Origin of the sequence: Nonomuraea sp. NPDC052129 (assembly GCF_040680095.1) — a bacterium.
Classification (GTDB): Bacteria; Actinomycetota; Actinomycetes; order Streptosporangiales; family Streptosporangiaceae; genus Nonomuraea.
Window position 1 is genome coordinate 166,491 of record NZ_JBFAVX010000012.1, and the last position, 22,106, is coordinate 188,596.

General features: G+C 70.1%; 15 protein-coding genes. 9 read left to right on the plus strand and 6 right to left on the minus strand.

The features are described 5' to 3' along the window. Positions 1–2 precede the first annotated feature (2 nt). The 4 genes from AB0L53_RS26515 (at position 3) to AB0L53_RS26530 (ending at position 11,265) form a co-directional block, all read left to right on the plus strand. On the plus strand, positions 3–3,110 hold the full coding sequence (locus AB0L53_RS26515) for a LamG-like jellyroll fold domain-containing protein (RefSeq protein WP_363998909.1): 3,108 nt from the start codon (positions 3–5) through the stop codon (positions 3,108–3,110). Between the two features lie 138 nt (positions 3,111–3,248). Beyond that, positions 3,249–9,386, plus strand: coding sequence for an RHS repeat-associated core domain-containing protein (locus AB0L53_RS26520; protein ID WP_363998912.1), 6,138 nt, complete (start codon positions 3,249–3,251; stop codon positions 9,384–9,386). A 113-nt stretch (positions 9,387–9,499) separates the two neighbouring features. Next, positions 9,500–10,261, plus strand: a complete 762-nt coding sequence (locus tag AB0L53_RS26525; RefSeq protein ID WP_363998915.1) for an SDR family NAD(P)-dependent oxidoreductase — start codon at positions 9,500–9,502, stop codon at positions 10,259–10,261. Between the two features lie 212 nt (positions 10,262–10,473). After that, the gene (locus AB0L53_RS26530) at positions 10,474–11,265 is read left to right on the plus strand and encodes an alpha/beta fold hydrolase (protein ID WP_358427090.1); all 792 of its coding nucleotides are present in this window, start codon (positions 10,474–10,476) and stop codon (positions 11,263–11,265) included. A gap of 125 nt (positions 11,266–11,390) precedes the next feature. Here AB0L53_RS26530 and AB0L53_RS26535 read toward each other — a convergent pair whose 3' ends face one another. The 3 genes from AB0L53_RS26535 to mce all read right to left on the minus strand — a co-directional run bounded on the left by AB0L53_RS26535 (position 11,391) and on the right by mce (position 14,515). Then, complete coding sequence (locus tag AB0L53_RS26535; protein ID WP_358537239.1) at positions 11,391–12,476, minus strand: AI-2E family transporter; 1,086 nt, start codon at positions 12,474–12,476, stop codon at positions 11,391–11,393. A 130-nt stretch (positions 12,477–12,606) separates the two neighbouring features. Continuing rightward, positions 12,607–13,899 carry a DivIVA domain-containing protein gene (locus tag AB0L53_RS26540; RefSeq protein ID WP_363998919.1) on the minus strand — a complete coding sequence of 431 codons (1,293 nt, stop codon included), beginning with the start codon at positions 13,897–13,899 and terminating at the stop codon, positions 12,607–12,609. A gap of 166 nt (positions 13,900–14,065) precedes the next feature. After that, on the minus strand, positions 14,066–14,515 hold the full coding sequence (gene mce, locus AB0L53_RS26545; RefSeq protein WP_357942713.1) for a methylmalonyl-CoA epimerase: 450 nt from the start codon (positions 14,513–14,515) through the stop codon (positions 14,066–14,068). Between the two features lie 84 nt (positions 14,516–14,599). Here mce and AB0L53_RS26550 point away from each other — a divergent pair, with 84 nt between their 5' ends. Next, on the plus strand, positions 14,600–15,784 hold the full coding sequence (locus tag AB0L53_RS26550; RefSeq protein WP_363998923.1) for an acetyl-CoA C-acetyltransferase: 1,185 nt from the start codon (positions 14,600–14,602) through the stop codon (positions 15,782–15,784). Between the two features lie 106 nt (positions 15,785–15,890). Here the strand turns inward: AB0L53_RS26550 and AB0L53_RS26555 are convergent, their stop codons facing one another. The 3 genes from AB0L53_RS26555 to AB0L53_RS26565 all read right to left on the minus strand — a co-directional run bounded on the left by AB0L53_RS26555 (position 15,891) and on the right by AB0L53_RS26565 (position 18,255). Next, positions 15,891–16,043, minus strand: a complete 153-nt coding sequence (locus tag AB0L53_RS26555) for a hypothetical protein (protein WP_358427105.1) — start codon at positions 16,041–16,043, stop codon at positions 15,891–15,893. A 151-nt stretch (positions 16,044–16,194) separates the two neighbouring features. Continuing rightward, the gene (locus AB0L53_RS26560) at positions 16,195–16,866 is read right to left on the minus strand and encodes a DUF4230 domain-containing protein (protein WP_363998926.1); all 672 of its coding nucleotides are present in this window, start codon (positions 16,864–16,866) and stop codon (positions 16,195–16,197) included. 27 nt (positions 16,867–16,893) lie between these two features. Further along, positions 16,894–18,255: a hypothetical protein gene (locus AB0L53_RS26565; RefSeq protein ID WP_363998929.1), complete on the minus strand. Its 1,362-nt coding sequence runs from the start codon at positions 18,253–18,255 to the stop codon at positions 16,894–16,896. 232 nt (positions 18,256–18,487) lie between these two features. On the opposite strand from AB0L53_RS26565, the gene AB0L53_RS26570 reads away from it, so the two are divergent. Genes AB0L53_RS26570 through AB0L53_RS26585 form a run of 4 tightly spaced genes read left to right on the plus strand, consistent with a single transcriptional unit; the run spans position 18,488 to position 22,066 of the window. Continuing rightward, positions 18,488–19,039: a MarR family transcriptional regulator gene (locus tag AB0L53_RS26570; RefSeq protein WP_358537253.1), complete on the plus strand. Its 552-nt coding sequence runs from the start codon at positions 18,488–18,490 to the stop codon at positions 19,037–19,039. After that, positions 19,023–19,961, plus strand: a complete 939-nt coding sequence (locus tag AB0L53_RS26575; protein WP_363998932.1) for a tetratricopeptide repeat protein — start codon at positions 19,023–19,025, stop codon at positions 19,959–19,961. Before AB0L53_RS26570 ends, AB0L53_RS26575 begins: the two co-directional genes overlap by 17 nt. 9 nt (positions 19,962–19,970) lie before the next feature. After that, positions 19,971–20,600 (plus strand): cytidylate kinase-like family protein, encoded by a 630-nt coding sequence (locus AB0L53_RS26580; RefSeq protein WP_363998935.1) that lies wholly within the window; start codon positions 19,971–19,973, stop codon positions 20,598–20,600. Positions 20,601–20,656: 56 nt separating this feature from the next. After that, a complete protein-coding gene (locus tag AB0L53_RS26585) occupies positions 20,657–22,066 on the plus strand; it encodes an NAD-dependent malic enzyme (RefSeq protein ID WP_357942727.1) in 1,410 nt (469 codons plus the stop codon). Positions 22,067–22,106: the final 40 nt, after the last annotated feature.

Here is a 22,106-nt window from a genome sequence, read left to right on the forward strand (position 1 = left end):
CGATGCGCACCGAGACGCGCCAGGTCTTCGCCCAGCCGGGCGGCACCCTCCTCCTGGAGCAGTACGCGCGGCCGGTACGCGTCCGCAAGGCGGGCGGCTGGGTGTCCGCGGACGCGGCGCTCCGGTTTCAGCCGGATGGGACGATCGCCCCGGTCGCCACCTCGGTGGATCTCCGGTTCTCCGGCGGGGGCGGCGCGCCGCTCGCCCGGATGGCCCGCGGCGGCAAGGCACTCGAACTCAGCTGGCCGGGGCAGTTGCCCAAGCCGACGCTGAGCGGTGACACCGCGACCTACGCCGAAGTGCTGCCGGGCGTGGACCTCCAGGTGAAGGCGGACGTCGACGGCTTCTCGCATCTCCTGGTGGTCAAGTCGCGGGCGGCGGCCGAGAACAAGGCCCTGACCGAGCTGAGCTTCCCGATCTCGACCACCGGCCTGTCGATGAAGTCCACCGAAGGCGGCAACCTCGAAGCCAACGACGCGAACGGCGGCACGATCTTCACCGCCTCGCCGCCGATGATGTGGGACTCCTCCGGATCCTCGGCCGCGCGCACGCTGGCCGCCGGGGAAGGCTCACCCGCCGACGCCCGGCACGAGGTGATGGGCCTGCGGCTCGTGGGCAAGAAGCTGCTGCTCAAGCCGCACCGCGGCATGATCGAGGACCCGGCGACCCGCTATCCCGTCTACCTCGACCCGTTCTTCTCGGCGGCCCGGGGCGCGTGGACCTCCGTCTGGAGCAACAACCCCACCTCCAACTTCCTCAACGCCAACGACGTCGCCAGGGCGGGACACGTCCCCGGGCAGACCAACAGGTCGTTCTTCCAGATGAACACCGGCTCGACCATCCACGGCAAGCAGATCATCAAGGGGACGCTGCGGACGTACGAGACGTGGTCCTACTCGTGCACCAAGCGGCCGGTCGAAGCCTGGTCCACCAACTCCATCAGCAAGGCCACCACCTGGAACAAGCAGCCGACCTGGGTCAAGCTCCTCGACACCCAGAACGTGGCGAAGGGCTGGGGATCGTCCTGCCTGCCCGGTGGCGTGGAGTTCAATGTCACCAGCCAGGTCGTGGATGCCGCCGCGAAGAGCTGGCCCAACATCACCATCGGGCTCAGGGCGACGGACGAGGGCGACAACTACGGCTGGAAGAAGTTCAAGAACAACCCCAGCCTGGTGATCGAGTACAACTCGCTACCGTCCGCGCCCGTCGCGGCCGACATGTGGTCGGACCCGGGCGGCGCCTGCGTCTCCGGCGACGCGCGGCCGGTCATCGGCGGCACGACGCCGAAGCTGTGGGCCAAGCTGCGTGACGTCGACAACTCGGTCAAGGGCCGGTTCGAGTGGTGGACCGGGGCCGGTGTGAAGGTCAGCGAGTACGTCACCGGGCTGCAGAGCACGGGCAGCGCCTTCTACGCGCAGGTTCCCGCGGGCGCCTACGCAGACGGTTCGGTGATCCGCTGGCGGGTCCGCGCCGAGGACGGCAAGGCCAACAGCGCCTGGGGCCCCTGGTGCGAGGCCACGGTCGACGCCTCCGCCCCCGGCAAGGAGCCGGGCGTGACGTCGTCGCAGTATCCCGAGGGCGGCTGGAACGACGGCGTCGGCCGGGCCGGCTCCTTCACCTTCACCCCCAACGGCGTCTCCGACGTCGCCACCTACGTCTACGGGCTCGACACCACGCCGAAGACGGAGGTCGCGGCCGGCCAGACGGACGGCACGGCGACGATCCAGCTGACCCCGCGGCACGACGGCCCCAACGTGCTGTCGGTACGCAGCAAGGACCGCGCCGGACAGCAGGGCCCGATCCGCACCTACCTGTTCAACGTCAACGCGGGCACCGGCCCCGACGGCCACTGGGCACTCGACGAGGGCCAGGGCACCGTGGCCGCCGACCGTACGAACGCCCACCACGCCACCCTGTCCGGCCAGGCCACCTGGTCGACCGGCAGGACCGGGCTGGGCCTGCGGCTGGACGGAGTGAGCGGCCAGGCGCAGACCAACGGCCCCGCCGTGTCCACCCAGGGCAACTTCACCGTCACCACCTGGGCCCGGCTGACCAGCGCGAACGCCACCGCGACAGCGGTCAGCCAGGGCGGTACGCGGGCCGGCGGCTTCGCGCTGCAGTACTCCAAGGCCGACGACCGCTGGGCGCTGAGCCGTACCGTCGCGGACGCAGACGGGGCGCAGAGCGTGCGCGCGCTGTCGGCGGCGGCGCCGAGGCTCGGCGAGTGGACCCACCTCACCGGCGTGTACGACGCGGCGGCCAGGGAGCTGTCCCTGTACGTCAACGGACGGCTGGAGTCGACGGTCCCGTTCACCCAGCCGTGGGACGCGACCGGGGCGCTGGCCATCGGCAGGGGGACGGTCAACGGGGCGGCGGCCGAATTCTGGCCCGGCGACCTCGACGAGGTCCGCGTCTATGGGCGGGCCATGTTCGCCGACGAGGTCGCCGACCTGGTGAACAGCGCCGCGACGCTGGTCGGGCACTGGAAGCTGGACGAGGAGTCCGGCACCACCGCCGCCGACTCCTCCGGCAAGGGCACGGCCGCGACACTGGCCGGCGCCGCGACCTGGGGTGAGGGCTGGCTGGACGGCGGGTTGGCGCTCGACGGGGTCAACGGCCACGCGCAGGCCGGCGCGCCCGCCGTCAACACCAAGGCCGGGTTCACCGTCGCGCTCTGGACGCAGCTCGACTACCTGCCGACCCGCGACGCCGCCGCGGTCTCCCAGTCCGGCACCCGGGCCAGCGGTTTCCAGCTCGGCTTCGACAAGGAGCAGGGGCGTTGGGTGCTCGGCATGGCCGCCGCCGACACCGACACCGCCGCGCTGGTGCGCACGCGGTCCGACGCCGTACCCGCGCCGATGGAGTGGACCCATGTGGCCGGGGTCTATGACCCGCTCCAGGGCGAGCTGCGCGTATACGTCAACGGCCGCCTGTCGACCAGCACCATCACTGACCACGTAAGCGCGTGGAACGCCACCGGCCCGCTCCAGCTTGGACGGGCCAAGACCGCAGGCGTCTTCGCCGGCTACTGGCCGGGGACCGTGGACGACGTCCGTACCTATGACGGTGTGCTCAACGCCGAACAAATCTCCCAACTAGCCGCCCAGTAACCCCCATATAGACCGGGAGAGGTCGAAATGGATCAACCGAGCGAGTTAGACCTGCCGGAAGCCTACTGGAATCGTTTACAGCAACCCGCGAAACGGTCGTCGTGGCCCCGCCGGCTGGCGGCCACACTGACCGTGGTCATGGTCTCGACACTGGTGTCGGGGATGCCCGCCCAGGCCGCGACCCGTTCCGCGCCGAACGTGCAGAAAGAGACGCCGGTAACCGGGAAGAAGGTCCCGGTGCTGCCGCCGCAGGCCGATCCGGCGCAGAAACAGGCGTGGAAGGCGCCACCAGGCACGACCTGGCCGAAGGCGCAGACGGTCGAGCTGACCACGACCGGCGACGCGCAGGCCAGAACGCTCGGCGCCGACACCTTCCCGATCCGCCTGGCCGCCCCGAAGGCAGGCACGAAAACCGCCAAGGCGGCGGCCTCTCCCACCCCCGCCCGCGTCGAGCTGCTGGACCCCGCCCAGACCCAGCGGGCCGGCCTGCTCGGCCTGGCCCTGCGGGTCTCACCGGGGCAGGGACTGGCGGCCAAGAGCGGGAAGACCCGCCTGGCGATCGACTACTCGGGCTTCCGCTACGCCTCCGGCGGCGACTACGGCGCCCGGCTGCGGCTCGTACGGCTGGACGAGTGCGTACTGACCGCCACCGCGACCGGCTGCCCGCAGCCGCAGCCGGTGCCGGGCGACAACGACACCAAGGCGGGCACGCTGACCGCCGACGTGGACATGCCGGCGATGTACGCGCTGACGGCGGCCCCTTCGGGCTCGTCGGGCGACCACGCGTCCACCTCGCTCGCTCCTTCGGCACAGTGGAGCGTCGGCGCCCAGTCCGGCGACTTCAGCTGGGGTTACGAGCTGCGCGCGCCGCCCGCGCTGGGTGGCGACGAGCCGGACCTGTCGATCGACTACTCCTCCCAGAGCGTGGACGGCCGTACCGCCTCCACCAACAACCAGCCCTCCTGGGCCGGTGAGGGCTTCGAGCTGAACCCCAGCGGCTACGTCGAACGCCGCTACAAGTCCTGCATGATCGACGGCAAGAAGACCGGCGACCTGTGCTGGGACCAGGACAACGCGACCCTCTCCCTCGGTAACTCCGCCGTCGAGCTGGTCAAGGACGCCACGACCAAGCAGTGGCGGCCCAAGCGCGACGACGGCACCCGGATCGAATACCTCACCGGAGCCGTGAACGGCGACAACAACGGTGAGTACTGGCGCGTCACGACCGCGGACGGCACCCAGTTCACCTTCGGCCTGAACCGCCTGCCCGGCTGGGCCACCGGCAAGCCGGAGACGAAGTCCGTCCAGACCGTGCCGGTGTTCGGCAACAACAGCGGCGAGCCCTGCTACTCCAGCACCCCGGCCAACGCCTGGTGCCAGCAGGCCTACCGGTGGAACCTGGACTACGCGGTGGACACCCACGGCAACGCCACCACCTACTGGTACGCCCTGGAGAACAACTACTACGGCCGCAACATGAAGCCCGAGCTGGGCACCCTGTACGCGCGCAGCGGCTACCTCACCCGCATCGACTACGGCTACCTGCAGAACGAGCTGTTCACCAAGGCGCCCGCGGCCCGCGTGGTCTTCGACGTGGCCGAGCGCTGCCTGCCCAGCGGGACGATCACCTGTGCCGCCGACCAGCTGAAGAAGGAGACCGCGAGCAGCTGGCCGGATGTCCCGTTCGACCAGATCTGTGACTCCGGTGTGAAGTGCACCGACCGCCTGTCGCCGACGTTCTTCACGCGCAAGCGGCTGTCGAAGGTCACCACCCAGGTGGTCAACACCGACACCGCCAAGTGCGGGGGCGCGCAGTACTGCCCGGTGGACTCCTGGACGCTGACGCACCAGTTCCCCGCCACCGGTGACGGCCTCAGCCCGTCGCTGTGGCTGGCCTCGATCCAGCAGAGCGGTCACGTGGGCGGCACGATCACGCTGCCCAAGATCACCTTCACCGGTGTCCAGCTGCCCAACAGGGTGGACGCCAACGAGGGCCGCGCCCCGCTGGTCAAGTGGCGCGTCCAGGGCGTGAACAACGAGAGCGGCGGCGAGCTGCGCGTCAACTACGCCCCGGCCGACTGCAAGCCGGGCGACCTCCCGGCCGCCGACAAGAACACCAGGCGCTGCTTCCCGCAGCGCTGGGCCCCGGCGAACGAGGCCGAGGTCACCGACTGGTTCCACAAGTACGTGGTGACGCAGACGGTGGAGGCCGACCGGGTCGCGGGCTCGCCGAACGTGGTCACCGACTACGAGTATCTGGACGGCGGCGCCTGGCGCTACGCCGAGAACATCCTCGTCAAGCCCGAGCACCGCACATGGTCGGACTGGCGCGGGTTCGGCCGGGTACGGGTGCGCGAGGGCGACGGCCAGGACACCAAGCGCACGCTCACGGAGTTCAGGTACTTCCGCGGCATGGACGGCGACCGTCAGGCCGACGGCTCCAAGCGCAGCGCGCAGGTCGTGGACACCGAGGGCGGCAAGCTGGACGACCTCGACCAGCTGTCCGGGTTCGAGCGGGAGGAGATCCTCTACGACGGCGACGGTGGGGCCATCCTGACCGCGACCGCCGAGGAGCCGTGGTCCCTCAAGACCGCCGAGTCCACGCAGGGCGGCGTCACCAAGACCGCGTACGCGGTCGAGCCCAAGTCGATGGTCACCCGCACCGCGTTGAGCGGCGGCAAGTGGCGGCGTACCGGCGAGGAGCGCGCGTACGACGCCAAGGGCCTGCTGACCCAGGTGGAGGAGAAGGGGGACCTGGCCAGCGCCGACGACGACCAGTGCACCCGCTACACCTACGCCCGCAACGACACGGCCTGGATGCTCGACTACACCAGCAGGATCCAGAAGGTCGCCGCCGGCTGCGGCACCGGAGTGTCCGCGCTGGCCGCCGGTGACGTGATCTCCGACCAGCGGGTCCAGTACGACGGTAAGGCGTACGGCCAGGCACCGAGCAAGGGCGACGTGACCGCCGTCCAGCTCGCCACCGGGGACGGCACGACGACCACCGACAGCACCCACACCTACGACACCTACGGCCGCGAGACCAGCGAGACCGACGCGGTCGGCACCAAGTCCGTGACCACCTACACCCCGACCGCGGGCGCGCCCGCGACGGAGATCACGGAGACCAACCAGCTCGGCCACGTCGACCGTACGCTGCTCGAACCGGCCTGGGGCGAGCCCGTCGCCGAGATCGACGCGAACAACCGTCGCGTCGACATGGAGCACGACGCGCTCGGCCGCCTGGTCAAGGTCTGGCAGCCCGACCGGAGCAAGTCGGCCGGGCAGACGCCGAACACCGAGTACTCCTACCTGATGCGCAACGACGGCCCCAGTGTCGTCACCACGAAGACGCTGCGCGCGGACGGCGGCTACACCACCAGCCACGAGCTGTACGACGGTCTGATGCGTGAGCGCCAGACCCAGGAGCCCGCGCCCCGCGACGACCAGACGCAGGACCCCGCGCTGCGTGACGGGCGCACGATCACCGACACCGTCTACAACTCGCTCGGCGAGGCGGCCAAGTCCAACACGGGCTACTTCGCCACCGGAACGCCGTCCACCGAGCTGCTCGCGGTGGCCGACGCCGACGTGCCGACCCAGGTCGTGTCGTCCTTCGACGGCGCCGGCGACGTCAACGCCCAGGTCCTCAAGGCGAAGGGCGTGGAGAAGTACCGGGTCAGCGCCACGCAGGAGGGCGACCGGATCCACGTGACGCCGCCGCCCGGTGGCACCGCGACGACCCGTATCGGCGACGCCGACGACCGCCTCATCGAGCTGCGCCAGTACAAGGGCGCGACCCCGACCGGCGAGTACGAGTCCACCAAGTACACCTACGACCCCGGGGGACAGCTGTCCACCGTGACCGACCCCGCGGGCAACGTGTGGCGCCACCACTACGACCTGCGCGGACGGGAGATCAAGACCGAGGACCCCGACAAGGGCGTCACCTCGATGACCTACAACGACGCCGACGAACTGGTCACCACGACCGACGCCCGTGGCAAGACCCTCTGGTACGGCTACGACGAGCTGGGCCGTAAGAAGGAGCTGCGTGACGGCTCCGCGACCGGTCCGCTGCTGGCCGAGTGGAAGTACGACGCGCTGGCCAAGGGGCACCTGAACGCCAGCATCCGCTACGCGGGCGGGCAGGCGTACAAGGCGGAGATCAACGCCATCGACTCGAGCTACCGCTCGCTGCGCCAGACCGTCACCGTCCCCGAGCGGGAGGGCAAGCTGGCCGGTTCGTACCAGCTCAACACCCGCTACACGCTCGACGACCAGGTCCAGTCCGTCAGCTTCCCCGCGGCGGGCGGCCTGGCGGAGGAGTCGGTCGTCTACTCCTACGACGAGCTCAGCCAGCCGACCAAGGTCACCGGACTGTCGTCGTACGTGACCGCGACCCGCTACTCCAAGCTGGGCGAGACCCTGCAGTACGAGCTGGGCACCGGTGGGAAGAAGACCTGGCTCACCTACACCCACGACGAGGCCACCCGCAGGCTGACCAGGATGCGGCTGGACAGGGAGAGCGCGGCCGCCACCGACCTCGACCTCAACTACACCTACGACGCCGTGGGCAACGTCACCAAGATCGCCGAGCGGGCGGGCGGTCAGGACACGCAGTGCTTCAAGTACGACCATCTGCGCCGTATGACCTCGGCGTGGACGGCCACCGACGACTGCGCCAGCGGCACCCCGCAGTCGGACAAGATCGGCGGTGTGGCCCCCTACGCGACCAGCTACACCTACGACGCCACCGGCAACCGCACCAAGGAGACCAAGCACGCCTGGGGCGGCGCGGCCGAATCCGTCCGCACCTCCGCCTACCCGGCGGCGGGCGGCAAGCAGCCGCACGCGCTCCAGAGCGTCGGGGCGGACGTGTTCGCCTATGACGAGGCGGGCAACACCACCAGGCGCAAGGTCGGCAACTCGGACCAATCCCTGGTCTGGGACGCCGAGGGCAACCTGGAGTCGGTGACGGAGGCGGGCAAGACGACCTCGTTCGTGTACGACGCGGACGGCGAGCGGCTGCTCCGCAAGACCACGACCGACGCCACCCTGTACGTCGACGACATGGAGCTGCGCTTCGACTTCGCCAAGGACGCGGTCGAGCAGACCCGCTACTACACCATCAACGACCAGCCCATCGCGGTCCGCACACCGGACAACCAGGTCTACTTCCTGGCCAACGACCACCAGGGCACCGGACAGGCCGCGGTCAACGCCGGGACCGGTGAGCTGGCCGTCAGGAGGATGACGCCGTTCGGCGAGGACCGGGGGTCGGCACCACCCTGGTGGCCTGGCCAGCGCGGCTTCGTCGGCGGCGGCAACGACCCGACGACCGGGCTGGTCCACCTCGGCGCCCGCGAGTACGACTCCAAGAACGGCCGCTTCCTGTCGGTCGACCCCATCATCGATGAGGAGGACCCGCAGCAGCTCAACGCCTACGCCTACGCCAACAACAGCCCCGTCACCATGAGCGACCCCGACGGGCAGCTGTTCTGGATCGCCGTCGGCATCGCGGCCAGGATCGCGGCCCGGATCATCGCCAGGAAGCTGGCCCAGGCGGCGGCCAGGCGGGCGGCACTCGCGGCGGCACGGGCGGCGGCCAGACGCGCGGCCATCGCGGCGGCCAAGCGCCGGGCGGCGGCACTGGCCAGGAAGAAGGCCCTGGAGCTGGCCAAGAAGAAGGCCGCGGCGGCGGCCAAGAAGAAGGCGCTGGCGGCGGCCAGGAAGAAGGCGGCTGAGAAGGCCAAGAAGGCCGCTGCCGCGGCGGCGAGACGACGGGCCGCGGCGGCGGCGAAACGGCAGGCCAGAAGGGAGGCCGCTGAAGCGGCGGCGAAGAGGCGGGCCGCGGCGGCGGCCAGGGCGCGAAACCACCGGGCAGGCCGGCTCCCGCGCGGGATCCAGCAGGCACGGCAACGTCCGGCGCACCGGCCGACCAGCCAACGTGCGGTACAGCGGCAGTCGCCGCCCAGGGCGAGCCGGCAGCCGGCACAGCCAAGACCGAGCCAGGTCTATCGCAACGACGGCACCACCCAGCCGACCCAGTCCTACACCGTTTACGGCAACGGCAGGATGTACCCCGAAGGCCGGCCGCCGACGAACCTCCCGGCGCGCGGCGGCTCCGGACAGGCAGAGAAACAGCTCTGGCGGAATGAGGAGATCGAGTTGACCAGGAGGTCCGGCGCGATCGCCGAACTGGGCGCCCGAAGCCAGAAGATCGTGGACAACGTCATCGACACGATCGACACCATCCTGGGTGGCTTGGGTTAGCACTCTGTTCAGCCGATGATGGACCGGCGCGGGGCTCTCGCAGCCCCGCGCCGGTGGCGTTCCCGGACACTGGCCCCTAGAATCTTGTTCGGTTCCGAGGCGAGGAGGCCCCCATGGGCGCGTTCGATCTCACCGGTAAGCAGGCCATGGTCACCGGGGCGTCGAAGGGGATCGGGCGGGCCATCGCGCTGGCCTACGCCGAGGCGGGGGCCGACGTGGCGCTCGTGTCCCGCTCGGCCGACGCCCTGGCCGAGGTCGCCAAGGAGGTCGAGGCGCTGGGTCGGCGCGCCGTCGTCCTGCCCGCCGACCTCACCGACCGCGACGCGGCCGTGGGCGCCGTGGCGGGGGCGATCGACGGGCTCGGCCACCTCGACATCGTCGTCAACAACGCGGGCGGGTCGAATTTCCTGGTCGAGTTCAAGGACCTGCGCCTGTCCGGCTGGGACAAGATCATCCGGCTCAACCTCGACTCGGCCATGGCGGTCTGTCACGCGGTGGCGCCTCACCTGCTGGGCCGGGGCACCGGCTCGGTCATCAACGTGGCGTCGGTGGCGGCGCTGGGCGCGCCGTTCCTCGCCTCCTACGCGGCGGCGAAGGCAGGCGTCGTGGCGCTGACCAAGACCCTGGCCGTGGAATGGGCGCGGGCCGGGGTACGGGTCAACGCCCTGTGCCCGGGGTGGACGGCCACGGGCCTGAACCGGAACCTGTGGGAAGACGCCGCGGCGAACGAGGCGACGGTGTCCAGTGTCCCGATGCGTCGTTGGGGGACGGTGCAGGAAATGGCTCACCCGGCGGTTTTTCTGGCTAGTCCGGCTTCTGCCTATATGACGGGCCAGGTGCTGTTCATCGATGGGGGCGCCACGGCCATCGGATAGGGCAGGGACGGTCAAGAACGCGCACGTCACGGCGCTCAGCCGGGGAACCGGAGGAGCGTTTCCCTGGAGGGGGCCCGGCCGCGTATGGCGGGTGGGGCCGGCCACTGCCGGCCGTAAAAAGACTGGTGTTACAGAAAGCGGTCAGCACAGCAGCGAATATCGGCATAAGCCGTGCAGTGATTGTCGGGGCGAAGAGGTCTACCGTATCGTCCGTGCAGCTTTACACGAGATCAGCCGGTACGGGACTCCCGGTCGTACTGCTTCACGCCTTTCCGCTCTCGTCGGCCATGTGGCTGGCACAGCGCGAAGGATTGGCCAGGTCATGCCGTGTGATCACGCCTGACCTGCGCGGCTTCGGGGGGTCGCGCCTGGGGGAGGAAGAGCCGTCGGTCGAGGTCATGGCCGACGACGTCGCCAGGTTGCTCGACGCAGAGGGAATCGACCGGGCGGTCGTCGGCGGCCTGTCCATGGGCGGCTACGTGACGATGGCGTTCTGCCGTCGCCATCCCGACCGGGTGCTGGGCGTGATACTCGCCGACACGAAGGCGAGCCCGGATCCCGAGCCCGCCCGCGCGAACAGGGAGCGTATCGCCCAGGCGGTCCTGTCCGACGGCAGCGCGGTGCTCGTGTCCGAGGTGCTGCCCGCCCTGATCGGGCCCACCACCAAGGAGCGCCGGGCCATGGTGTTCGGGCGGGTCAAGGGGCTCGTGCAGTCGGCGCCGCCCGGCGCGGTGGCGTGGGCGCAGCGGGCCATGGCCGGGCGGCCCGACTCCTTCGACACGCTGGCCGCGCTCAAGGTGCCGCTGCTGGTCGTGGTGGGGGAGGAGGACGAGCTGGCGACCGTGGCCGACGCGGAGGCGATGGCGCGGGCCGTACCCGACGGCCGGCTGGAGATCATCCCGAAGGCCGGGCACCTGTCGGCGGTCGAGCAGCCGGAGGCGTTCAACGCGGCCGTGGCGAAGTTCCTCGACACCGAACTCGGCGGCGCCACCCGACCTCGCTGACGGCCCGCACCGCGTCTGACGGCTCGTGCGGCGTCTGGCGGCTCCGTGCCGAGTCCGTCGGGCTCCGTGCCGCGTCCGTCGGGCTCCGTGCCGTGTCCGTCGGCCCGTAGCGGGCCGACGGGCGGTCAGGCGCGGGCTTGGCGGGGGAGGACGAACTCGCGGATGATCAGCGCGATGGCGGCCGCGACCGGAATGGCCACCAGCGCGCCCACGATCCCGAGCAGCGCGCCGCCGAACAGCGCGGCGATCACCGTGACGGCCGGCGCCACGTCCACGGAGCGCTTCATGACGCGCGGGTAGATCAGGTAGTTCTCGACCTGCTGGTAGATCACGAAGAACACCGCGCACGCGATCCCCACGGGCAGCGACTGGAGCAGCCCGACCCCCGTCACCAGCACCGCTCCGATGGTCGCGCCGACGAGTGGGATCAGGTCCGTGAGCGCGACCACCAGCGCCAGCGCCAGCGCGTACTTCACGCCAACGATCGACAGGAAGATCCAGGTCAGCACGCCCGCGATGACCGAGATGAGGACGTTGCCGGCGACATAGCCGCCGATGCCGTCGAGAATCTGCTCGGTGATCTCACCGGTCCGCTCCCGCCGGGAGGCCGGGACCAGCTTGAGCATGTACGACTTGATGGTGTGCAGGGAGCCGAGGAAGTAGAGCATGAGCACCAGCAGCGTCACCGTGGTGAACACGCCGTCCAGCACCACCAGCCCCGCCCCCACGACCCCGCTGGCCAGCGAGGGTCCCAGCTCGCTGGTGACGAACGTGGCCAGCTTCGGCAGGATCTGGTAGTCGGCGTCGAGCTGCCGGAGCGTCGGATGGTTGCTGAGCTCGGTCACGTAGCCGGGCACGGCCGCGATGAACTCGGCCAGCTGCTTGCTCACCGGCGGCACCACGGCCAGCCCGAACAGCGCGAACGCCACGATCACCCCGGCGAACACGATCGAGATCGCCCCCCGCCTGGCCAGCCCGCGCCGTTGCAACGCCTCCACGGCCGGGTTCAGCCCGACCGCCAGGAACATCGCCACCACGATCAGGACGATCACGCTCAACGAGCTGACGACCATCTGCGCGATCGCGATGGCGGTCAGCACACCCAGCCCGCCGATCAGCCCGAACGTGAACGGTCCCCGGGACAGCGGCAGCGCGTACGACGGCGCCTTGGCGACGTCCGCCACGGCAGGGGATTCGGCTTCTGCTGACACGGGGGTCTCCTGGGAATTACGACAAACCACGACACATGCCGTTCGGAACAACAAAGAGAGCCTAGCGACCCCAAGGTCACCAGGCTCTCTTCAGCCGTCAGCCCACCCCGTGTAGTCGGTTATGTGACGGCTACTCCTGCCACCACTCCGCGTCGTCCTCGCCCTTGGACTCCGCCTTGGCGGGGGCCGGTGCGGGCTTGTCGCTGACCGGTGCGGGGGCCGCTGCCGCGATCGCCGGCTTCGGCGGAGCCGCCGTGACGGCGGGCTCGGGCTCCATGCCCGGCAGAGCGGCGCCACCGAGCAGCTGACGCAGCTGCGCCAGGTGGCTGGTGATGCTGTCGCGCTGGCGGGTGAGCTCGTCGACCTGGCGCTGCATCGCGGTGCGCGTGCGCTCGGCGTCGTTCTTCGCCTCGGTCACTATGGTGTCGGCGCTGGACTTGGCCTCGGCGACGATCGTCTCGGAGCTCTTGCGGGCGTTGGCGACCAGCTGCTTGGCGTGCAGGTCGGCCTCGCGCCTGGTCTGGTCGGCCTGCTGGGTGGCCTTCGTGGCCCGCGACTCGGCCGTGGCCGCGCGCTGCTCGGCCTCGGCGACCAGCTTCTGCGTGTTGGCCTGCGCGGTGGCGTGGCGCTCGGCCTCCTGGCGCTCGGCCTCCTCACGCCGCGACGCGAGCTGGATCTCGAACTCCGCCTCGTCCTGCGCCCGCTTGGCCTCGGACTCCTCCAGCACCCGCTGAGCCTGCGCCCGCATCTCGTCGGCCTGCCGCTTCGCGGTGGTCAGCACCTCGTCGCGCTCGCGCTTGGTCGAGGCCCGCAGCTGCGCCACTTCGCGCTCGGTCGTCGTGCGCAGCTTGGCGATCTCACGCTCGGCGTCGGCGCGCTTCTCCGCCACCTCGTGGTCGGCGGTGGCCCGCAGCTTGGCGACCTCGCGCTCGGTGGTGTTGGTCAGCTCGTCGGCAAGGCGGCGAGCGGTCGAGCGGGTCTCCTCCGCGTCGCGCTCGGCGCTGGTGCGCATCTCGTCGCTCTCACGCGTCGCCTGCGCCCGCTTGTCGGCGGCCTCGGCCTCGGCGGCGGCCCGTACGTCGGCGGCCTCGACCTTGGCGGCGGCCTTGATCTCGTTGGCCTCGGACCGCGCGGCCTGGACGAGCTCGGTGGCCTGCTCTTCGGCCAGGCGCAGCAGCTGCTCGATGCGGGCGCCGAGACCTGAGTAGGTCGGGCGCTCCTGCTCCTGCAACTGGCGCTGGGAGTCGGATAGATCGCGCTGCAGGGACGTCACCTGCTCGCGGGACTGGCGAAGCTCGCCGTCGAGCTGCTTCAGATGATCGTGGACCTGGTGGCGGTCATAACCACGCAGCACGACGTCGAACTCGCGTGCTGGGGCATCCTCGAAGAAATTGTTGAGCTGGGCGTCGATGTCGGACTGCATGGAGGCTCGATCCTGGGTTGTCGAGACGGCTACACGGGCCGGACGGGGGGTTCGGGACAGCCGAGCCAGGAGCCTGTGCCTCGCGGCAGGCGCCTTGTCCGGTGGAAAGCCAGCGTACTCCGCCAGTGCCGCCTGAGAAGCCCCGTCCGACTATCTGCGTGACTAGTTACATACGAGCGGTTTTGGGGTTTGCTGGGGACTCGGTGGCCTGTACGAGCTCAGTGAGCATTCCTCCCACGTCCTTGGGGTGCACAAACGCGATCTCCGACCCCATCGAGCCGTGCCGCGGGCGCTCATCGAGCAGCCGCACACCCTTGCCCGCCAACCGATCCATCGCCTCGGCCACGTCCGGCACGCCGAACGCCACGTGATGCACCCCCTCGCCCCGTCTCGCCAGGAACTTTCCCACCGGCGTGTCGGGGGACAACGGCTCCAGCAACTGAATGTAGGAGCTCCCGCCCTCGCCGTCGGCGATGTGGAGCATGGCCTCCCGGACCCCCTGCTCCTCATTCACCTCGCGCGCCACGACGGTCAGCTCGAACGTGTCCGAGAATAGCGCGATCTTGGCGTCGAGGTCATGACAGGCGATACCGATGTGGTCGATCCGCATGAACATGTGTGGCCTGCCTCCATAGCGAGCGTGCACCTACTCGTGGGTATGGTGTCAAAGAACCCCTCACGTGCACAGGAGGCCGTCGCCATGTCTGGGTCCGTCATCGTAGCCGGAGCTCGTACGCCGATCGGCAGACTGCTGGGCGCCCTGTCCGGGCTGCCCGCCGTGGAGCTCGGGGGCATCGCCATCAAGGCCGCCCTGGAGCGCGCCGGCGTGTCGCCGGAGGACGTCGAATACGTGATCATGGGCCAGGTGCTCCAGGCGGGCGCCGGGCAGATCCCCTCCCGCCAGGCCGCGGTCAAGGCGGGCATCCCCATGACCGTCCCGTCGCTCACCATCAACAAGGTCTGCCTGTCGGGGCTCGACGCCATCGCCCTGGCCGACCAGCTCATCCGCGCGGGCGAGTTCGACATCGTGGTGGCGGGCGGCATGGAGTCGATGACGAACGCGCCGCACCTGCTGCCGGGCATGCGCAAGGGCGTCAAGTACGGCGGCGCCGAAGTGCTCGACTCGATGGCGCACGACGGGCTGTTCTGCGCGTTCGACCAGTGCGCGATGGGCGAGTCCACCGAGCGCTACAACGCCCGCCTCGGCATCGGCCGCGAGGAGCAGGACGCGCTCTCCGCCCGCTCCCACCAGCTGGCCGCCGCGGCCACCAAGAACGGCGTCTTCGAGGACGAGATCGTGCCGGTGGAGCTGCCGCAGCGGCGCGGCGAGCCGGTGGTCGTCAAGGAGGACGAGGGCATCCGCGGCGACACCACCGTGGACACGCTGGCCGGGCTGCGGCCGGCGTTCGCCGCCGACGGCACGATCACCGCCGGTTCGGCCTCGCAGATCTCCGACGGCGCCTGCGCCGTGGTCGTGATGTCCAAGGCCAAGGCCGAGGAGCTGGGGCTGCCCTGGCTGGCGGAGATCGGCAGGCACGGCAACGTCGCGGGGCCCGACACCTCGCTGCAGTCGCAGCCGGCCAACGCCATCAAGCAGGCCCTGGCCAAGCAGGGCCTGAGCGTCGGCGACCTCGATCTGGTGGAGATCAACGAGGCGTTCGCCAGCGTGGTGCTCCAGTCGGCCAAGGAGCTGGGCGTGCCCCTCGACCGGGTCAACGTCAACGGCGGCGGCATCGCGCTCGGCCACCCGATCGGCGCCTCGGGCGCGCGCATCGTGCTCACGCTGGCCTACGAGCTCAAGCGCCGGGGTGGCGGCCTGGGCGCGGCCGGGCTGTGCGGCGGTGGCGGTCAGGGCGACGCGCTCATCATCCGCGTACCCGCGTAAAACCGCATAAGCGGAAGGGGTGAGAGCTCGGCTCTCACCCCTTCGGCCTACGGAGGTAGGTAGGCCCGGCCGCGAGGGAGGTTGCGGCCGGGCTTCTTGGCGGTGGTCATGACGAGAGGAGCTTGGCGAACACCGAGCGGTGACGACGCTCGGCCTTCTGTCCCTTCAGCGCCTCGCGTACCCGGCGGTGCTCGGCCGCGGCCTCGCGCAGCTCGTCCGCGTGGTTCTTCATGACGACGTATTCGAGTTCGGCGTTCATCCGAATGCTCCCGGTTTCTTTCGGTCCTCTTCCCTGGCACTTTCTAGATTGCTCCTAAGGCCCCTGCCGCCACATCGGGCGGATGCCCTATCTGCGGTCGTAGGCCGACATGAGGAGATACCTAGGGCTCCGGTCGGAGGGCCTAAGGCACCTAGGGCTGGTCGGCGAACTTCACCGTCGCCTTGGCGAACCCGAGCGACTTGAGCATCCCTTCGAGCATGGCCTTGGTGTTGGTGTCGGCGCGGGCTCGCAGGTCGCTGGACGCCGCGGCCTCGGCGATCTTGGTCTCGGCCAGGACGTACAGCTCCCGCTGGTCGTTCGGAGACGACGACAGGAAGCCCTGTACGCGGTCCAGCAGCCCGCGCTGCTGCGCGAAGACGTAGGAACGCCGGTTGTCGAGGTTCGGCTTCTCCAGCTGCGCGCGGGGCAGGCGGATCGTGGCCTCCTTACGGTCCTTCGAGACCGTCACGCCGTTGGCCGCCATGCCGGAGAAGTCGACATAGGCGTCCACGTTGCCCGCCCCCACGAACAGCGTCCGGCTGCCCTTGATGGCGTCGGGCAGGAAGCGGGCGTCCTTCTCCAGGTCGACCACGACCTGAAAGTTGCCGGTCGCCGCCTCGAACCGGCTCAGGTCCTTGATGGACTGCAGGAGCACCGGCTGGCTGCGGTCGATGGTCTGCTCGCCGAACGGGTTGAGCCAGGACCAGGCCAGGCGGCCGCCGACCACGAGCAGAACCACCACGACCAGGAACCCGGCCAGATATCGCCACCGGCGGCGCCGCTGCGGGGTGACCGCGGGGGGCGCCGTTTGGGAAGTCGTCATGCCGGTTGACTACCCGACGATCGATCATCATTGCCAGCTTTTAGGTGACATCTCCGATCCCCAGTTGGTAGAGCGCTCTTCGTCGCTGGGATTCGGATAGACCGGATAGACCTGTGGCGAGCCCGTCGAGGCCGCCACCGGAGCCGCCGCAGCACCGGCCGGGCCGCCGCCGAAGTGCGTACTCGACAGCTTGCACGCCTGGAAGTCGCTGAAGAACATGCGCAGCCACTCGCGCCGCTGGTGCTCGCTCAGCCCGGAGAACCAGGCCGCCGCATACTGGTGCTCCGGCAGCGGCCCGCCCGGCAGCGGCTCACCGCGCAGCCAGGCCACCACGATCTCGCGGTAGCCGCCGGCGGGCGTGTCGGGGCACTTGGCGGCCAGCGACTCGACGTACTCGTACACGGCCTCGTCGGCGAAGCCCGCCGACAGGTCGGGCACGTGGATCTGCGCGAGCCCGGCGGACGGCTGCAGCGGCTCTTCCAGCGGCCGTTGCTCGACCCGGGTGAACCCGGCGGGCGTGCCCGCCAGCCGGGACGCGATCTTGGTGAAGGCCGCGCCCAGCTCGGTCAGGCCCGCGCGCATGCCCGGATGCAGGCAGACCGTGATCGGCCAGTCCTGGCAGCTGTAGGCGATCCCCTGGGCGGCGGCGGGCTTGGTCGCGCCCAGCAGCCGGGCCACCCCCGTACCCGCGGCGAGCACGGCCAGCAGAGCGCACGCCAGCACCAGGGCCTGCCTGGTCACCACCGCCGCCCAGCCCAGCAGCAGCGCCGCCGTGATGCCCAGCAACCAGACCGTCTGGTCTAGGAACGCCGTGCCGCCGAGTCCCTGGAACAGGTCGTACGGCTCGCCCGTGCCGGGCGCCAGCTTGTCGGCCCAGCCCCGGCCGCCGGCCAGCCAGGTGAACAGCCCGTAGCAGGCCAGCCCGGCCAGCGGCGGCGTGTAGGCCCTGGGCACCAGCCAGCCCGTGATCCACCCGATCACCGAGTAGAGGGCCAGCCCGGCCATGCCCACGCCGAGCCCGGCCAGGCTCAGCCGGCCCGACTGCTCGGTGAGCACCGTCTTGATGGCCAGCACCAGCACGGTCGCGCTGAACGAGCCCAGCACCACCACGACGATCGCCAGCGGGGCCTTCAGCGCCCGCCAGGTCGTCAGTGAGCGGCCGCGCAGCGCCCTGCGCTTGCGCATCGCCACCCACGCGGCGAAGGCGGCGGCCACGGGTCCGGTCAGCCGGAGCGAACCGATGACCGCGGCCACGATATTTTCCCACGCGTCTACACCAGGAATCAGGACGCTCCACGCCGCGATCAAGCCGAGCGCAAGGAGCACGGCAACCGTGACGGCCGCGCTCTGCTTCAACTCCTCACGTGTAACGCCCGCGTGCTCACGCACCCGTTTTTCCATTGAAGATCACCAAGCACCCCCCGTGCCCCGTGTCGGCGCGGCGGAAGCGATTCAGTTCAGGCCGGTCCCCACGGCGAGTGAACTTGGCTTCCGCGTCACCATCGATGCGAGAACCATAACGGAGCGTGATGATTGACGTCCGGATTCTTGGTTAAGCCGTGAGTCCGATCGCTCTCCGTAACCATACTAATCAGGACGAGCGGCGCGCTACGGTAGCGCTGTGTCGCAGCCCAAGCCGCTCAACCTGCCGTTCGATCCCATCGACCGCGCCGCGGAGACCTGGCGCGCTCACTTCGGGGCCTCCTCCGCCATGGCCGCCGTCACCTCGATCATGAGAGCCCACCAGATCCTGCTGTCGCAACTCGACTCGCTCCTCAAGCCGTACGGGCTGACCTTCGCCAGGTACGAGGCCCTGGTGCTGCTGACCTTCAGCAAGGCCGGCGCCCTTCCGCTGTGGAAGATCGGCGAGCGGCTCATGGTGCATCCGACGAGTGTGACCAACACCATCGACCGGCTGGAGAAGTCGGGATTCGTCTGCCGGATGCCCAATCCGCAGGACGGCCGAGGGGTGCTCGCCGAGATCACCGACGCCGGACGTGATGTCGTGCAACGGGCCACGGCCGATCTGATGGCGGCGGACTTCGGTCTGACCATGTACGGCGAGGACGAGCTGCGGCAGCTCTTTGACCGGTTGCGCACGCTGAGGGTGGCGGCGGGTGACTTCTCCGCCGCGTCCATGCGGCAAGATGAGGAGCATGGCGGACTTCTCTAGGCCTGGGTCGCTCTACGGAGCCGTTGATCTGGGCGCGCGTAAGCAGGCACTCGAGGCACAGTCCCGGCGGGAGGCCGGGGGTCCCCAGGCGGCCGCGTCGGGTTCGATCATCGACGTGACCGAGGAGACGTTCACTACCGAGGTCATCGACCGCTCGATGAGCGTGCCGGTCGTCCTCGACCTGTGGTCGCCACGTGCTCCCGGCAGCGCCCAGCTCAGTCCGGTGCTGGAGAAAGTGGTCGGCGACATGGGCGGCCGGGCGATCCTGGCCAAGGTCAACGTCGACGGCAGCCCGCAGATCGCGCAGGCGCTGCGGGTGCAGGCGGTGCCGACCGTGCTGGCCATCTTCCAGGGGCAGGCCGTCACCGGCTTCCAGCAGGTGCTGCCCGAGCAGGAGGTGCGCCGCTGGCTCGACGAGCTGATGGGCGCCGTCGAGCAGTTCTACCAGGCCAACCCTGACGCTCGCCCGGCCGAGGTGGGAGAGCAGCAGGACGAGCCCGCCGGCCCGCCCGCCGACCCCGACGTGCTGGCCGCCGAGGAGGCCGTCGACAAGGGCGACCTCGACGCCGCCGAGGCGGCCTACCAGCGGCTGCTGGCCCGTTCGCCGGCCAACGAGGACGCGAAGATGGGGCTGGCGGGGGTCGGCCTGATCAAGCGGACCGCCGACGTCGACCCGGCCGACGTGCAGCGTCGCCTGCAGGACCCGGCCGACATCGACGCCCAGCTGCTCGCCGCCGACCTGGAGATGCTGTCGGGCGCGATCGACGAGGCGTTCGACCGGATCATCGGCGTGGTCAAGCGCACCTCGGGCGACGACCGGGACAAGGCCCGGCGCCACCTGCTCGGCCTGTTCGACGCGCTACCCGCCGAAGACCCTTCTTTGGCCAAGGCACGTAGAGCTTTGTCCAGCGCGTTGTTCTAACCTGGACATATGCGGGTCGTCACGATCTCGGCGACATATGGCACGGCCGGTAGCCACATAGGTCCGGCCGTGGCCGAACGCCTGGGCGTGCCCTTCGTCGACCGGGCCATTCCCAGCGCCGTCGCCGAGGAGCTCGGCTGCACGCTGGAGGAGGCGCTGGCCCACGACGACCGGGCCGAACACGGTCTCGGCCGGCTGTTCTCCGGCGCGATGCGGCTGCCGACGGTCACCTTCGGCGGTGTCGACATGTACGTTCCCGGCGCGATGCCGATCGCTCAGGAGGAGTTCGTCCGCCGTACCGAACGCCTGCTCGTGGACACTGCGCGGGATCGGGGCGGTGTCTTCCTGGGCAGGGCGGGGGCCCTGGTGCTGGCCGACCATCCCGGCGCGCTGCACGTCAGGCTCGACGCTCCGCTCAAACGCCGGGTGCGGCAGACCGCCACGCTGGGCGAGCTCAGCGAGCGCGAGGCGCGCAAGATCGTCGAGGACAACGACCGCGCGCGCACGGCGTACGTGCGCCACTTCTACCGGGCGGACCCGTCGGATTCGTCCCTATATCACCTGGTTATCGATAGTACGAGCATTCCTGTAGCGACGTGCGTAGATTTGATCGCGACGGCGGCCGAGGCACTCGACTGACCGAACCCGCCCTACCATGGGATAACTTCTTGGTCAGTCCCGAAGGAGCAATTGACGTGGCGACCGTCCCTAGTGTCTCGTACTCGATCACCGTGCGGCTTGAGGTGCCCGCAGGCGGCAAGGCCGTCAGCCAGCTCACCCACGCCGTGGAGTCGGCGGGTGGTGTGGTCACCGCGCTCGACGTCACCAACGCGGGTCACGAGAAGCTGCGCATCGACGTCACCTGCGCGGCCAGGGACACCGACCACGCGCAGGAGATCGTCGACCAGCTCGAATCCGTCGACGGCGTGGTCATCCACAAGGTCTCCGACCGCACCTTCCTCATGCACCTCGGCGGCAAGATCGAGATGGTGTCGAAGGTCCCGTTGCGCAACCGCGACGAGCTGTCCATGGCCTACACCCCCGGTGTGGCGCGCGTGTCGATGGCCATCGCGCGCAACAAGGAGGACGCGCGGCGCCTGACCATCAAGCGCAACACGGTCGCCGTCGTCACCGACGGCTCCGCCGTGCTCGGCCTGGGCAACATCGGCCCGGAGGCGGCGCTGCCGGTCATGGAGGGCAAGGCGGCCCTGTTCAAACGCTTCGCCGGCATCGACGCCTGGCCGATCTGCCTCGACACGCAGGACGTCGACGAGATCGTCCGCACGGTCCAGGTCATCGCGCCCGGCTTCGGCGGCATCAACCTCGAGGACATCGGCGCGCCGCGCTGCTTCGAGGTCGAGCGGCGGCTGCGCGAGCTGCTCGACATCCCGGTCTTCCACGACGACCAGCACGGCACCGCCATCTGCGTGCTGGCCGCGCTCACCAACGCGCTGCGCGTGGTGGGCAAGCCCATCGAGGGCGTCAAGATCGCCATGGCGGGCGCGGGCGCGGCGGGCAACGCGGTGCTGCGCCTGCTGCTCGCGGCGGGCGCGCGCAACGTCATCGTCTGCGACTACCTCGGCGCCGTGCACAAGGGCCGCGACGACCTCGACGAGTCGCTCCACTGGATCGCCGACCACACCAACGCCGAAGGCTACTCGGGCGACCTGCGCGGGGCGGTCAAGGGTGCCGACGTGTTCATCGGGGTGTCCGCGCCAGGCATCCTGACCGGCGACGACATCGCCACGATGGCCGACGGCGCGGTGGTGTTCGCCCTGGCCAACCCGGAGCCCGAGGTGTCGCCCGACGACGCCCGCGAGCACGCGGCCGTGGTGGCGACCGGACGCTCCGACTATCCCAACCAGATCAACAACGTGCTGGCGTTCCCGGGCGTGTTCCGCGGCCTGCTCGACGCCCAGGCGACCGAGGTGAGCCAGGAGATGCTGCTGGCGGCGGCGCACGCGCTGGCGGCCGTGGTGTCTCCGGAGGAGCTCGGGCCCAACTACATCGTGCCCAGCGTGTTCCACCCGGACGTGGCGACGGCCGTGGCCGCCGCCGTCCGCGACTCGGCGGGCGGGCGTGCGCGGGGCTTCACGGAAGCCTGATTGCTTTTTAGAAGCAGACAATCGCCTTCTTTACGGCACA

Bases quoted from the DNA above. Each gene is read 5' to 3' on its own strand.
- AB0L53_RS26575 (WP_363998932.1), top strand. From the start codon at position 19,023: ATGGCGGACTTCTCTAGGCCTGGGTCGCTCTACGGAGCCGTTGATCTG.
- AB0L53_RS26560 (WP_363998926.1), bottom strand. From the start codon at position 16,866: ATGACGACTTCCCAAACGGCGCCCCCCGCGGTCACCCCGCAGCGGCGC.
- AB0L53_RS26520 (WP_363998912.1), top strand. From the start codon at position 3,249: ATGGTCTCGACACTGGTGTCGGGGATGCCCGCCCAGGCCGCGACCCGT.
- AB0L53_RS26580 (WP_363998935.1), top strand. From the start codon at position 19,971: ATGCGGGTCGTCACGATCTCGGCGACATATGGCACGGCCGGTAGCCAC.
- AB0L53_RS26540 (WP_363998919.1), bottom strand. From the start codon at position 13,899: ATGCAGTCCGACATCGACGCCCAGCTCAACAATTTCTTCGAGGATGCC.
- AB0L53_RS26525 (WP_363998915.1), top strand. From the start codon at position 9,500: ATGGGCGCGTTCGATCTCACCGGTAAGCAGGCCATGGTCACCGGGGCG.
- mce (WP_357942713.1), bottom strand. From the start codon at position 14,515: ATGTTCATGCGGATCGACCACATCGGTATCGCCTGTCATGACCTCGAC.
- AB0L53_RS26555 (WP_358427105.1), bottom strand. From the start codon at position 16,043: ATGAACGCCGAACTCGAATACGTCGTCATGAAGAACCACGCGGACGAG.
- AB0L53_RS26550 (WP_363998923.1), top strand. From the start codon at position 14,600: ATGTCTGGGTCCGTCATCGTAGCCGGAGCTCGTACGCCGATCGGCAGA.
- AB0L53_RS26515 (WP_363998909.1), top strand. From the start codon at position 3: ATGCGCACCGAGACGCGCCAGGTCTTCGCCCAGCCGGGCGGCACCCTC.